The organism is Shewanella sp. SP2S2-4, from assembly GCF_031932025.1.
GTDB classification, from domain to species: domain Bacteria; phylum Pseudomonadota; class Gammaproteobacteria; order Enterobacterales; family Shewanellaceae; genus Shewanella; species Shewanella baltica.
In genome coordinates, this window is sequence record NZ_JAUOER010000003.1 from 51,161 (window position 1) to 65,003 (window position 13,843).

Annotated in this window: 9 protein-coding genes, 1 tRNA gene and 1 pseudogene; 3 read left to right on the forward strand and 8 right to left on the reverse strand. The window is 45.4% G+C overall.

What is annotated here, in order from left to right:
• The first annotated feature begins 26 nt into the window (after positions 1–26).
• Together Q4Q54_RS03945 and Q4Q54_RS03950 are read left to right on the forward strand one after the other, a co-directional pair.
• Positions 27–103: transfer RNA gene (locus Q4Q54_RS03945), tRNA-Val, on the forward strand.
• A gap of 220 nt (positions 104–323) precedes the next feature.
• Positions 324–1,272: pseudogene (locus tag Q4Q54_RS03950) on the forward strand (hypothetical protein).
• 80 nt (positions 1,273–1,352) lie between these two features.
• On the opposite strand, the gene Q4Q54_RS03955 reads toward Q4Q54_RS03950, so the two are convergent.
• The 8 genes from Q4Q54_RS03955 to Q4Q54_RS03990 all read right to left on the reverse strand — a co-directional run bounded on the left by Q4Q54_RS03955 (position 1,353) and on the right by Q4Q54_RS03990 (position 10,391).
• Positions 1,353–2,141 carry a CLCA_X family protein gene (locus Q4Q54_RS03955; RefSeq protein ID WP_311899146.1) on the reverse strand — a complete coding sequence of 263 codons (789 nt, stop codon included), beginning with the start codon at positions 2,139–2,141 and terminating at the stop codon, positions 1,353–1,355.
• 43 nt (positions 2,142–2,184) lie between these two features.
• Positions 2,185–3,225 (reverse strand): diguanylate cyclase, encoded by a 1,041-nt coding sequence (locus Q4Q54_RS03960; protein WP_311987755.1) that lies wholly within the window; start codon positions 3,223–3,225, stop codon positions 2,185–2,187.
• A gap of 187 nt (positions 3,226–3,412) precedes the next feature.
• Positions 3,413–5,332: an ATP-binding protein gene (locus tag Q4Q54_RS03965; RefSeq protein ID WP_311987756.1), complete on the reverse strand. Its 1,920-nt coding sequence runs from the start codon at positions 5,330–5,332 to the stop codon at positions 3,413–3,415.
• Entirely contained in the window at positions 5,322–5,633 is a 312-nt protein-coding gene (locus tag Q4Q54_RS03970) for a hypothetical protein (protein WP_259581086.1), read from the reverse strand. The genes Q4Q54_RS03965 and Q4Q54_RS03970 overlap by 11 nt, the downstream gene beginning before the upstream one ends.
• Positions 5,623–6,831, reverse strand: coding sequence for an EAL domain-containing response regulator (locus Q4Q54_RS03975; RefSeq protein ID WP_071939492.1), 1,209 nt, complete (start codon positions 6,829–6,831; stop codon positions 5,623–5,625). The genes Q4Q54_RS03970 and Q4Q54_RS03975 overlap by 11 nt, the downstream gene beginning before the upstream one ends.
• Positions 6,828–7,796, reverse strand: a complete 969-nt coding sequence (locus tag Q4Q54_RS03980; RefSeq protein ID WP_311987757.1) for a helix-turn-helix domain-containing protein — start codon at positions 7,794–7,796, stop codon at positions 6,828–6,830. Before Q4Q54_RS03980 ends, Q4Q54_RS03975 begins: the two co-directional genes overlap by 4 nt.
• Before the next feature lie 552 nt (positions 7,797–8,348).
• Positions 8,349–9,428: an AraC family transcriptional regulator ligand-binding domain-containing protein gene (locus tag Q4Q54_RS03985; protein WP_311987758.1), complete on the reverse strand. Its 1,080-nt coding sequence runs from the start codon at positions 9,426–9,428 to the stop codon at positions 8,349–8,351.
• Complete coding sequence (locus Q4Q54_RS03990) at positions 9,429–10,391, reverse strand: diguanylate cyclase domain-containing protein (protein ID WP_311987759.1); 963 nt, start codon at positions 10,389–10,391, stop codon at positions 9,429–9,431. It lies immediately after the preceding gene.
• Positions 10,392–10,968: 577 nt separating this feature from the next.
• Here Q4Q54_RS03990 and Q4Q54_RS03995 point away from each other — a divergent pair.
• Positions 10,969–13,722 (forward strand): TonB-dependent receptor, encoded by a 2,754-nt coding sequence (locus Q4Q54_RS03995; RefSeq protein ID WP_311987760.1) that lies wholly within the window; start codon positions 10,969–10,971, stop codon positions 13,720–13,722.
• Positions 13,723–13,843: the final 121 nt, after the last annotated feature.

Below are 13,843 nucleotides of genomic sequence, written 5' to 3' on the forward strand. Positions count from 1 at the left end.
AGTCTAAAATTTGAAATTCAAACAGTGCACCCGTAGCTCAGTTGGTTAGAGCACTACCTTGACATGGTAGGGGTCGGTGGTTCGAGTCCACTCGGGTGTACCATTTCTTGCTTTAAATCCATTTGTCCTAATTCCTATATATTTACTAAAAACTAATGATTCTCCGTTCTTGAGCAAGTTGTCTCTCTTCATCTTTAAAATTTCTTTTTAAATTTAAAAATATTGTTAATGCCGATTTGTGTTGGCGGATTAAGCCTTTGGGCTCAGGGAGATATCCATTACAATGAAGTTCATTTTGAGTCCGTGAAACAGATATTCAGCCTATGCCTAAGTCTCATACCCATATGCACCATCATTTGCAGATGCCGCATTCGCGAGTAGATCTACACGCTTTGGCGCGCGAACTTGCCTTCGAGCAAGTGACCATTATTGGTAATGCTTCTGGCAATTGGCAGCCAGCTACTACGGGCACGACATTTATCTTTAACGGCACTCAATGGAATGAGAAAAGTAACCAAAATAATCAGATAGTGAATATCGCTAATGGCGGTTTTGCAGAATCAAAATATGCTTTTGTGGTACAAGGTCACGCGCAAAGTGATTTGCTTACCCAAGCTTTGACACAAGTTGCGATTGAATTAACGCCTCAGCTTGGCTGTTGGCCTTCATCTGGCCTAACCACAATTGTGTTGATGCAGCAGTTATCTCAGCATGTGCAAGTGCAGCGGATGTCGCTGTTTCCGAGTTTAGCAAGGCCCAATGATTTACCGCCTGAAGACCACTTACCTTGTATGGTGCATAACTGGTTAGGCGAACGGCGGATTGCGCAGACGCTCGCGCCCACACTTGACTGGCCGGAGTTCACCTTGCCAGCAGTTTGTTTAGCAAACTTAGCGGCAGTCAATAAAGCGCGTGGTTCCCAAACTTCAATGATGATGAAAACGGGCAATCCTTTTGATTTACTTGCGCGTTTACAAGAATCAACCCCATCAGCAGATATGCCACATTCCGCAAAACACATACAACTCGATTGGTTGATTACGCTGGCTCATACGCCTATCGACGTTTGGCTGAAATATGCGGATTTAAAACAAGTCATCAATGCCGAAGCATTATTTTTTAATCACATGCCAGAATCAAAACCCAGCTACTGGTATTTAATGGATACTCAAGCGTCCCAATATCTCGATGCTATCCGCCACAGTTTGGCCTATTGCTGGCAAACACATTCGGCTTAGACAAGGACTGACTCACACCTCCACTAATCATTAACAGTTAGACTTGCCAACTAAGCTTGTACTCGCATCACACTGCCATTTACCGTATTTTGACGTACTTTCTAAAGATTATAATCAGCCAAACGGACGTTTACTCAATGCCATTCCTAGTGGCTCGAAGTAATTGATCAAAGCGTTAAAAATCACTTTTCTGTGGGCTTCATCGGGATAAGCGCCCTCCTTTGCCATTGCTGAAAAGCGTGTCCCAGAGACTAAATACGGATTCGAAATCGCATCATAGGATTCAATACAGGCTTCAAATGCCCGCGCCATCATTTCAGTTGGCCGTGCGAAGTACTGCATGCCATGTTTTTTGTCTAAGGCAATCGCTCGGCGCACATAATCATGGGGCTCATCGCCATTATCACTCAAAAACGTCACCTTGAAGATCTCCGATAATCGTGCATTCAGTGGATGTTCTATGATGTGCAGATCCGATAACCAAAGATCGCTCGCGCATTGAAACCGCTTAGACAAAGATTTGAAGGACTTGGCGGCAATATAGTGGTCAAACGCATGCCAAAACTCATGGGCTAAAGCGCCAGCACCGGCATTTTTTGCCAAGGCCAATTCCCGAGTCGCGGGCGCATAATGGGCCTGAACGCCTTTTTGACCCCCATGACCAAAAGCCAGACTCACGGTTTCGCGCAGCCCTAACGTCAAAGGTGGCAACTTTAAGATAAAGGCCAGATCGGCGAGCGAATCAAACACCAGATCCGCAGCAAGGCGCGATTCATCCCGCGTAACCCAGCGGCCAACGCGCACATGACTAAAACCAAAGGTTTGTTTAACATCAAGAAATGTCACCTGCTCACCAAATCGATAATCGGGTCCATGGCGGGTATATTGCTGATTGATTAACACAGTTTCCCTTGAGTACTAATGCACTGAATGTCGAATGCTTTGTTTAGCTGGGCTTGTGGCGAGGTAACATCACCTCATCCCATATCACCACGCGATTTCGCCCGAGGGTTTTAGCTTGATAGAGCGCTTTATCCGCCTCGGCCACCAGCTTTTCAGCATCAGAGCGACACTGACTTCCGGTTCCCACGGGCAATGCAACCTGCTCCACATCTGCAATATCAGTACTGTTATCAATGCTATGGCGAATAATCACAGGGGTTAAGGCGCTGACCCCTGCTGAAAATTGATATTGAAAATCAGCCACGATTGCAGAAATGTCCTCATTGGCAAGGGATGACATCATACGCATTACGATTTTTTGAGCTGTATCAACCGTGGTTTCTGGCAGTAGTAGTGCAAACTCTTCACCGCCGAGGCGGCCAAAAATATCGTAGGGACGCGTTCGAGTGCTGATGAATTGGGTAAAATGTTGCAATATCTTGTCACCGACTTGATGGCCGTAGCGATCATTAACCAGTTTAAAATTATCGATGTCCATCATCACTAGGCATAATGGCAACTGTAAGCGACTCAAGCGTTTGATTTCATGTTCTAACTGCTGAAAAAAGTGACGCCGATTGGCAATCCCCGTTAACTCATCGGTGAGCGCGAGGCGATTTAATTCAGTCTGCGCATTCCTAAGGGCAAATTCGACCTGTTTTAACTGGGTGATATCCGTGCAAACAATCACCATATCGCCATTGTGATAAACCTGTTCAGAGAGTTGTAACCAGCAGCCATCCACCAGATCCACTTCAAAACGTCTAAAAGCCGATTTACGTTGATGCGCATGAATAAGCTCGAGCCATTCCTCTATGGTTTCATGCTCAATTTTCGGTCCCTGTTTATGGGTAAAGGCAAAGCGCATCATGTCGTCAAAATGCTTGCCGACCATGTCTTGATCAACAAAACCAAACATTTTCGCAAAGGTATTATTATAAAAGATAAAATGATTATGTTTGTCTAACACTGCTAGACCATTCTCGCTCAGCCGCAAAGCTTCCGTTAAAAATGGGTAAACCAATTCAAGGGGTTTCTTATCCATCGGCCTTCCTAGCAGTGACACATTTAAAAAATAACTTAGATATGTTTAGCGTAGCAGTGTTCTAAGCAGTTCACCGCGCTTATACCTTGGATAACACATTAACTGCAAAGATATTTGCAGTATTTCAGTACCAATTAGATGAAGCCAGTAAATCGTATTTAAATATAACATTCAATATGTTGATGATTTAGTCTTTTATCGCTAATTTGCTGAGAAAGACTTCGGCACTAAAAGGTTTCTGCATGAAATGCACCTCAGGAAATGACGCTAACTCGGGAATATCATCGCAGTCATTCGCGGAGAGCAAAAAGAAACGACAGTGATGTTCAATAGGGTTATCACTCACCAGGTTTTTTAATACTTGCTGCATCTGCCTGACCAGTTGTAAACCGTTCATGTCTTGTAAACGGTAATCCACAATGACAATCTGTGGCAAATGGTTAACCAACATCTTCAGTGCTTGCTCTGTATTATCAGTACTGAAGGTTTGAAAATGATAGTGCTCCAGCATGGCGCGACAAATTTCAAGATTAAACAGATTGTCATCTATGATCATCACTTTTTGTTGATCATATTGAAGTGTTAATCGTTCTTTCACTGCGCTGAGCTGACAGGGGAAATGCAGTAACACTGTGGTGCCTTTGCCCTTTTGACTGCGCAGCCTAAACCGACCGCCAATCTGCTCAAGCAATCGATTACACGTATAGAGCCCGAGTCCCATACCCGATGTCGCGGCAATAGGTGAGTTAGCGGCGTGAATAAAGGGATCGACTAAAGCGCGCTGCGCTTCCTTTGACATACCATCGCCAAAATCGCGGATCAGCACCCTAAGCACAGGGCGCTGATTTTTAGCATTCGCTTTAAGGTGTAAATCCATATAGCAATGCACTTCGCTACCCGTACTGTATTTGAACGCATTATTGATAATGTTGGTCATGAGTTGGAATAACTTAGTCCCATCGAGTTCGATAAACTGCGGCAAAGACTCACTTACTACAATGTGTAAACGTTTGCCGGAGGTTGCACTAAATGCACGATAATAGTCCTGAATATTGCCCACATACTCGTGTAAGTTCACCGAATGTAAATTCAGTTTTAACTGCCCAGCTTCTGCCTTACTGTAATTTAAGGTATTTTCGGCAACCGAATAGAGTAAGTTGGCAGACCAGGCCATTTTATCGACGATTTTATCCAGTTCCTGTGGTTGTGAGAGGGCTTTTTTTAGCATGCGACTATAGCCAAGAATGGCATTGATTGGGGTGCGGATCTCATGATTAATGCTCGAAAGCACGGCTAATTTAGCGCGATTGTCGAGCTTAATTTGCTCCACAATTTGCTGATTTTTAGACTTAAAGTACAAAAGGAAGGACAACACTATGCCAAGGGCTGCAATCAGTAGGATGATCACGATAAGCTCGATAACTTCTTTTTGTGGCACTTGATATTGTACCTGTAAACTCACTCGGGTTTGATATTCAGGGATCGCTAAGGTTTGGCTATCAGAGTAATTAAATAATGAAAATAGGCCGCTGGCTAACTTATGATGACAGGATGAGTTTTGCAGTAAGGACTGCTCAAATGACTGTTCAAATTGATAGGTAATGCAAACGCCCTGCTCTTGTTCGATTCGCGCGAGTATCCGCTGATGAGAAACGGCATAAACGAGATAAGGCATATTTGGCTCATCAATTGCCACCACAGCCAAAGTGTAATTGGCAAGGCTCGCCTTAAGTTCTCCTTTAAGATTCTTGACTAACTCAATCTGTTTAAGCTCAGTAGCCATCGTTTTATCTGAGATATAGGCCAGTTCAAGACTGGGGGTCAGCGTAAAAGCGACGGCAGATTTGATTTTAAGTAAATCCTTGGCAAAAATCTCAAACTCCTGTGACGTCACCTCGCTCGATGCGTGAAAAAAAGATTTCAGCGCATCCAACATGATCTTATGTTGTAAGAACATATCCCGCGAGGAAGTAAAAACCGCCTGCGCTTTTTTATCGTAAATAGCGTCAAACTCATACAGCGAGTGGGACAAGGTTAGCCACAGCACTAATATTGTGACCCATAAGCCACTGAACATATTGATGCAAGCACTGTATTTAACGCTCATTGGCGTAATCCATTACGGCATTAAGTAAATCGTTTAGCTGATGTTTGAACTGTTCACGCTCGCAAGAATTAGCCATAGGCACGGTATTCTTAAGCTGCAAATAGCGAGCAATCCCCACGAATTGATGTGTTAGGGCCTCGATACTGTCATTGGACTTACATTTTTCTAGCTCGAGTCGCATACGCTGCAACTCTGCGATAAGTGTTGATCGCAGTCGCGATTGCTGTTCTTGGCTGTATTGCTCAAAAAATGTCGATAAGGCCAGTGTTAACTCATTATTAATTGTTGACTTAGTATCCATGGGTTAGGCATTCCCTATTGTATTGCGCTATCCAATCAATAAGATAACGACCTTCAATTGGCGGGCTATATAAATAGCCTTGGGCAACATCGCAGCCTAGTTCAGAAAGAATCGCTTCTATTGCACTTGTCTCAACGCCTTCAGCAACCACCTTTACGTGCATCTTCTGCGCAAGTGCTATGGTGGACTCCACAATGAGATAATGTTGGTGATTAATATCCATATCGGAGACAAAACTTTTATCAATTTTAATTTCTTTAAAGGGAATCGCATCGAGGCGATCATAAGTGGAATAACTTTTACCGAAATCATCGAGGGAAATATCGATATTGTTGATGATCAGCCGTGCAATTGAGTTAAGCACTCTATCTTGATTGATGATCTCTTGTGATTCAGTGAGCTCTAAAATCAAATGGATGTGTTTATGCTCACGGCCACATTCGATGATGAATTCAATCAGTTCATCGCAAGTCAAATCATCCGCGGTAATGTTAATCGACAGCGCAAACGCCGTCAGTAAAGGTTGACGCGACCAACATTGCAACGCCTGGGAAATGACCATCCGCGAGAACAGGCTATTCAGCCCCTGTTGATTAACCAGTGGCAGAAAAACGTCGGGATAAATATAGCCATTGGATTGATCGCAAAGCCGCGACAGCACTTCAAACCCCATAATCTCCTTGGTCTTTAGATTGATCTTAGGTTGATAGCAGAGAATTAATTGTTCATCTTTAAGCAATTGCCGCACATTGATATTGGCCGCCCTGTTTTGCACGATCGATTGATGTTGATGCGCATGATGTCTATCCGTGGATGCTTCTAACAATGGCGTTAAAATATCATTCACGTTGATAGGCTTAGCAAATACCCCCAGCAAGTTGAGCCTCAGCACTGTGATGATATTGTCCACCAGCTCTAAAGTCCGTTTATCCGAAGAGCTGATCACCGCAATCGGAATCGCGGCAAAACGGGGCTCGGAGGCCAACATATTGATGACTGCGATTCCATCTCCTTGGTCCATCTTGAGATCTATGATGATCAAATCAAGCACCACTTCGATGTCAATAATCAGTTCTATGCCTTGATTACCATTACAGGCCTCATAGATCTGCACGTTATCGTCAACCAAGAACTTATGGATATCGGCTTTCATGGTTTCTCGAATAAAACGCTGATCATCTATGATGAGAATATTCATATAGGGGTCTCTAACTGCATGAAGAAAATGGGATCGATCGTTTGGGATTTTGATGAAGGAATGACGGAAAGCTTGAGTAGATTACGATTTGCCATCACCTCTGTGCGACTGCAGAAAAACGAATAGTTTTTTATCGGTTTGCAGCAACCTTCTATCGTTCTCACTTTGAAAATGGGTAACTTAAATTGCGTTAACTTTCGTTTTAATGACTCATCACAGATATTAAAACTTAAAAACTTGAGTGAGCGACTCGCAGCCAATTCATTGAGATAAACAGACATCATGTAGTTTTCAATATAGGGAGTCACACCAAAAGATGAGAACACCATCAAGGTATCTGGTAAGGCTTGGCTGTTATGGTTAATCACCTCGAATAAGTCCACCTCATCATTCATAAATTCGAGGGCAATTTTGCCCTGAGTGCGACAAAACAGACTATGTCCGACTATCTGATCGCCCGAGCTAAACGCAACAACTAATGACAGACCATGGAAAAACGGTTGAGATAAGTTACGGCTCACAAAGGATAAACGCGGATTACTTTCATAAACCAAACTGAGTTGCAGTAACGCCATGAAGTTATGATGGTGGCTCTCGATAAATTCGACACGATAAGGCGTATTGCGGTAGTACGGATGGTCACTGCGTTCTATGTTGGACTCAAAAAGATTAATCAAAGCTAAGCCTTCGTTGATAAACTTTTTATCCTCCCGATAAATATCAAAGAGTTCAGAGCCAAATATTTCAACAATTTCAGACTGTTTAGCAAGGGATGGGATGTTAACCCCTCGCTCCCAACGGCTAATCGTGATGGAATCTAAGGTATCGAACAGACAGCTTTTTTGCCTGAGCAAACCACATAAATCTTCTTGGGAAAGGTTATTCTCTGTGCGGGTGTGTTTTAAGAAATTGGAGAATGTCTGTGCACTTGTTTTGTTTTGATAGGAGATAGGTGTACAAATCATATCGCGTTCCATCTGTATTTTTTACTTTATCTAGCAGCTCCATATATGTCGTATGGTCGATGTCATCTATTGGCTCTGGATGCCTATATGTATAAGTAATCCAAATGCGCTTAAGTCCCTCGATGAAATAAAGTCCAGTGATATTTTCGTCACTCACCACTTAGTTGCTCCATTTCAGCTTAATGTTCACCACGTTTTTGCAATAGGAAAGTGAGTATAAATGGCATTGTTTATCTGAGACCATGGCACAGTCAAAATAGCGACAATAAAAAAGTGTCTAGTCATTCATCCGGTAAAATCATTACCATAATCACTCGCCACTCACTCAGCGGAATCACAGTTCAGCCAGCATAACGCTTATGAGCCTTGCGTAATAACCATTAATGGTGAAATTGATTGGTTATGCGTCAAGTATTCAATTATGAACATATAATGCCGACAAATTTCTCACCTAACTTCACTTTTAAGGCATAAAAATTCACGCTTTGAATAAATAAAAACAAAGAATACGCTTGAAAATACAGGCAGGACATTTTGTTACTCGCTTATGACTTAAGCCAGCCAGCTGCGAAAATAGGTGGGTAATTGGCCCGTCCAGCGTTTAAAAGAACGCCTGAAATTACTGGCGTCGCTGAAGGATAATGAGTTGGCAATTGTGTGGGCGTCCTGCGAAGGTGTAGCTAAATAATACAGGGCTTTGATTAAACGGGTTTCATCGACGAGTTGGCCAAAGCTTAGATCCATTTCAGCCAAGCGGCGCTTTAAGGTCGCTGGGCTCATCGATAGTTTTTCTGCCATTTCTGGCAAACTTACGTTATCCCGCATCAGCGACAAACGAATGCCCGCCGCCAACCCGAGCCTATATTCACTGGCAAACAGTGCATAGCGTGGCGATTGAAATAGCCCTTGGCGCGGAATGACAGATTGAGTAATCGTATGAGTCACAGCATGGCGTGTGGCTTGTGATTCAACGCTGCTAGCGATCTGCTGCGCATATAACAGCGGTTGCTGCATAAGGGCTTTTGCCATCGAGACTCGGCACAGCGGCGCATCGAAACTGATATTGGTACCGAAGTACTTATAATATTGGGCGACATTCTGTGGCGTCTCGAAGGGGAAGCTCATGCTGCCACGCCAACTCTGCCCCATCAATTGCTTACAACTGGTGACCAATGACGACAGGCTTAACTCAATAAAAAATTGGGTATGCCGCTGTGTACCTAAATCAAGACTCAGTAAAAAATGCCACTCTTTATCGCCCTGCCAACGCCAACACTGTAACCAAGGTTGAGTGAGCCAATGATATTTATACCAAAATAGCCCAAGTTCATTGAGATCCCGCGCGCAAAACATCCCCGCGGTTAACGGGCCGCTTTGGGATGGCAACCATAATTGCCCGAGTAAAAAACTTAAGTCGCCACTTGGCCATAGTGATAGGCCATTATCCACCAGCCTGAGTAATTGCTTCGGGCTAATGACATGGCCAGGTTTTCGGATGTCAGCATTAAAAATCCCTGTACCGCGCAGCAATTTGTCGCAATTCAGTCCCCTTTGCTTAAATAAGCCGACAAGGCTCGCCACCAGCAGTTGGCTGTCGATACACTTATCTTGCCAAGTGGCCAGGGCTTTCATTTATCGCGGCTCATGAAACGCGTTGATTGTCGATGTTTGCTGGTTTGATGGCTGACGATTTAACTTTTGCTGTGACATTTTTTCATTGAGCGATTTGAGTAATACTTGCGTTTCGTCCTTTAGCGGTCGTTTTGCCTGTTCACTGCTCAGTTTACCCACAACCGCTTTAGGAGATGGCAGCGTCCACACCACTGAAACCTCGCAACCAAGCACAGTAACCCCATGTTGCAGCTGTTCTGCCATGGTACTCACCAAAGGCGCGATTGCACCATTGAGCAAAATGATAAAGCGATCTCCGGCGTAACGACAGACCAAATCTTGGCTTCTTAGCTGGGTACTCAGCCACTGGGCAACATCGGATAACAGCCTATCGCCCTCTTCAGCACCCTGAAGTTGGTTATATTGATGAAAATAATCGATATCAAGCATGATAAGACCAAAGGGTTGCTGCTGCGCTAGTTGCTTCACTAAATGGTGTTCAAAGGCTTTCGCATCGTTCAATAAGGTTAAGCCATCAGTTAGATGATGCTGGCGATAAAATTGCTCGCGGGTTTGTAACTGGCGATTTACTACGGTTTGCTCGTCGCGCCACAACCAAAGCCCGCAGGTTAAGATGAGTAGACCAATCGGGGTCGGCATTTTTTCAAACCAGTTATACACGGGCAGCGTTTTAACGATAAAAACTTCATCGAGTAAATCTAAATAACACCCTAAACAATAACTCGCCAGACCCACTACCAGTAAATTAGTCACTCGTCCTGATGGGCGAGCCGAGACAATCACCATCAACCAGCACATGCTCAGCACGAACAATGCGCCCTCGGTGGCAATATCGAGCCAATCGACTTGAAGAATGGCTTTCGCAGGCGTGTTCTGCCACAGCAATAGCGGCACGATAAAGATGAACAACAGACTCAAGCCATACACACCGGCCAGTCGCAGCGATTTCACGGGATAATGCAAGGTTTCACCTTTTAATTTTGTTGTGCAAAACGGAGTGGGAATTCACCCTATAGGCACCGCAAGCTAACCCAGTTTTATGACAGAAAGGTGACGTACGGTTTAGCGTGATTGCGGCAAATTAGCTCAACCACTTCGGGATTTTACGGCTATTTGTCGGATATTATACTGGCAACGCTTGCTCACCTTTTCGGACTCTCACACTAAATACTCATGCAAGTAATTGGTTTAAAACATTTAAATCAGTAATAGAACATTTAAATACACAAGCCCTTCCCTAGTGTTTTTGCTGCTAAGCCCACTGTGATAAGCGTCTTTTTAGCTCACGCTCTCGCAAAAAGTCGCTATTAAGCGGCGTTTGAGGGCAAGTTTGCCCCGTTTACAAAATCCCGTCACAAATCTGACATTAACCTGCCCTAACGTTGCCGCTATTGAATGTTTCCAGTGACTAAAAACACAGATTCAAATCCGTGATGCCATGTCGCAACTCATGTTGCAACTCATGTCGCGATGCAGCGACCGAGGGTAACTGGCCGTCACGGATAACACTCGCGTACCAACAAAATAATAGGAAGTTAATATGCAATTTCGCACGCCGTTATCGGCCATCGCCCTTGCCATTGTGGCCGCTGGCTCCAGCGCCAATGTCTTTGCCGTGGGTAAACTCGAAGGTCAGGTTCGTGACAAAACTAGCCAGCAGCCCTTAGCTGGCGCGAGCGTCACCCTCAAAGAGCTAAATCTGAGCCAACAGGCTGGCCGTGATGGTCGCTACTTCTTTGTCGGCATTAATGACGGCGATTACACTCTGGTGGTCAACTACCTCGGAGCTACGCCTATGGAGCACAAGGTCCAGATTGCCGATAAGCAAACCACCCAGCAGGATGTTAGCCTCAGCAGCAAAGATGTTGAACACATTATGGTGGTCGGACAGCAAGGCGCCTTGAGTAAGTCGATGAACCGTCAACGCGGTGCGGATAACGTGCTCAATGTGGTGAGCGCGGATGTACTGGGTAATTTCCCCGACAGTAACATCAGCGAATCACTGCAACGCGTGCCGGGGCTTTCTATTGAACGTGACCAAGGCGAAGGCCGTTTTGTGCGAGTGCGCGGCATGGCGCCGGACTATAACTCAGTGTCGATGAACGGCACGCGTCTGCCATCGCCCGAGAGTGATCGCCGCGCCGTGGCGCTCGACGTGGTACCATCGGATTTATTGCAATCGGTTGAAGTCAGTAAAACCTTAACCCCAGATATGGATGCCGACGCACTGGGCGGCGCGATTGAAGTCAAAAGCCTGTCAGCATTCGATCGAGACGATACCTACGTTAACCTGAGCGCAGAAGCCAGCCAAGATTCTCTAACTGATAACACCAATCCCAAATTGGCCGCCAGTTACAGCGATGTCATTGGCGAAAAGTTAGGTATCGCCATCGGCGCTAGCTGGTACAACCGCGACTTTGGCTCGGATAACGTCGAAACGGGTGGCAACTGGGATTTCACCGATGGCACAGGTTACGGCAATGCGGCGCTCGAGTCAGTCGATCATCGTGACTATGAAATCAATCGTGAGCGTTTAGGCATAGGGGTGAACTTTGATTATCGCCCAAGCGATGACACAGATTTATACCTGCGCACGCTTTACAGTGAGTTTGACGACACCGAAACCCGCAACAGCGCCAAGACGAAGTGGAAATCGCCGCTACAAGCAGGCGAACTCAGCCAAGGCAAAACCACGCGCTCACTTAAATCCCGTAGCGAAAACCAAAACATCACTTCCTATGTCCTTGGCGGAGAAACCCGTTTTGAGCGCTGGACCCTCGATTATCAAGCAAGCCACAGTACGGCAAGTGCCGACAAGCCACGGGATATTGCCGGCGCGGACTTTGTCGCCAAAATCGATGACACAGGTTTTAGCGATACCCAACGACCGCACATAATCGCGCCCGAAAGCTATTATCAAACCGATAATTTTGAGCTGGACGAAATCGAGTTAGCCGAGTCGAAAGCCAAAGACACCATTAACAGCGCCCAATTTGACCTCAGCCGCCAACTGAGTCTAGGTGGCTATCCTGCCGAAGTGAAAACGGGGCTAAAACTCAGCCGCCGCGATAAAACCAATCGTGAAGAAGTGTGGATTTACAGTGACTTTGCCGACCAAGGCGTTAGCGATGATGCCCTGTTACTGAGCCAATACTCAGGTGATGAAGTCGATTACAGTCTCGGCCGCTTTGGCGCGGGCATTAACGCTTCACCCGTGTGGGATCTGGTGGACAACTTAGACGCGGATGCCAATCGCGATGACATCGAATCGACCATCAATGACTTTGATATTACTGAAGATGTCAACGCCGCCTATCTTATGGGTCACTTAGATATCGGTAAACTGCGGATACTCACAGGACTAAGGTTCGAGCAAAACCAATGGGATTCTAAGGGCCATGGTTTCGATGGTGTTAGCGGCGATTTTATCGATATCAACAACACCAGCGATGAAGATCATTGGTTGCCCGCTTTGCATCTCACCTACCGTTATTCTGACAATACAGTGCTACGCGGCGCGTGGACCAACACCTTAGTGCGCCCGACCTTTGGTCAACTCGCGCCAGGTTATTTGCGCGAAGAAGATGACGGCGATATCGATTTAACTTTCGGTAATCCCCATCTTAAGTCGCTCGAATCTATGAACTTCGATCTGAGCCTAGAGCACTACTTTGGCAATATTGGGCTCGTGTCGGCGGGATTGTTCTACAAGGACATTGATAATTTTATCTACAAAGCAGACTTAGCCGGACGGGGCGATTATGTCGATGCCCATAGCGCAGTGACTTACATTAACGGCGACAGTGCCCATATTTCTGGGATTGAGCTCAGTTATGTGCAGGAATTCTACTTTCTGCCTGAGCCCTTTAACGGACTCGTGCTCAATTCTAACCTAACCTACACAGATTCCGCCGCCAGCATCAGCTGGTTAGATGACGGCGCAGAGCACAGCCGTGATATTCCGATGCCAAGTCAGTCGGATATCACCGCGAACCTGTCCTTAGGTTATGAGAACACTTACGCCAGCGTGTGGTTATCGGCAGCCTATAAATCGGAATACTTGCAAGAAGTGTCTGAAATCGATGACTCGCGTCTCGATCTCTATGAAGACAGCCACTTGCAATGGGATTTTGTCGCAAAGGCGCATATTACCACCAGCCTGACCTTGTATTTCAAAGGCGTGAATCTCACCGATGAACCCTATTACAGCTACGCCGGTAACAGTGCCTATAACGCCCAGTACGAAGCCTATGGCCGCACTTTCCAATTAGGCGTGCAATACACTAACTATTAATGCGCTCATCGGCACTTAGGTTATTAACAAGCTTGTGAGTAGACTTTTTTGGCTAAAAATGGGCTGAGAAATGTACTGCGAAGTTTGCTGACAAGTGTCGATGATAAATTTAATAAAAATC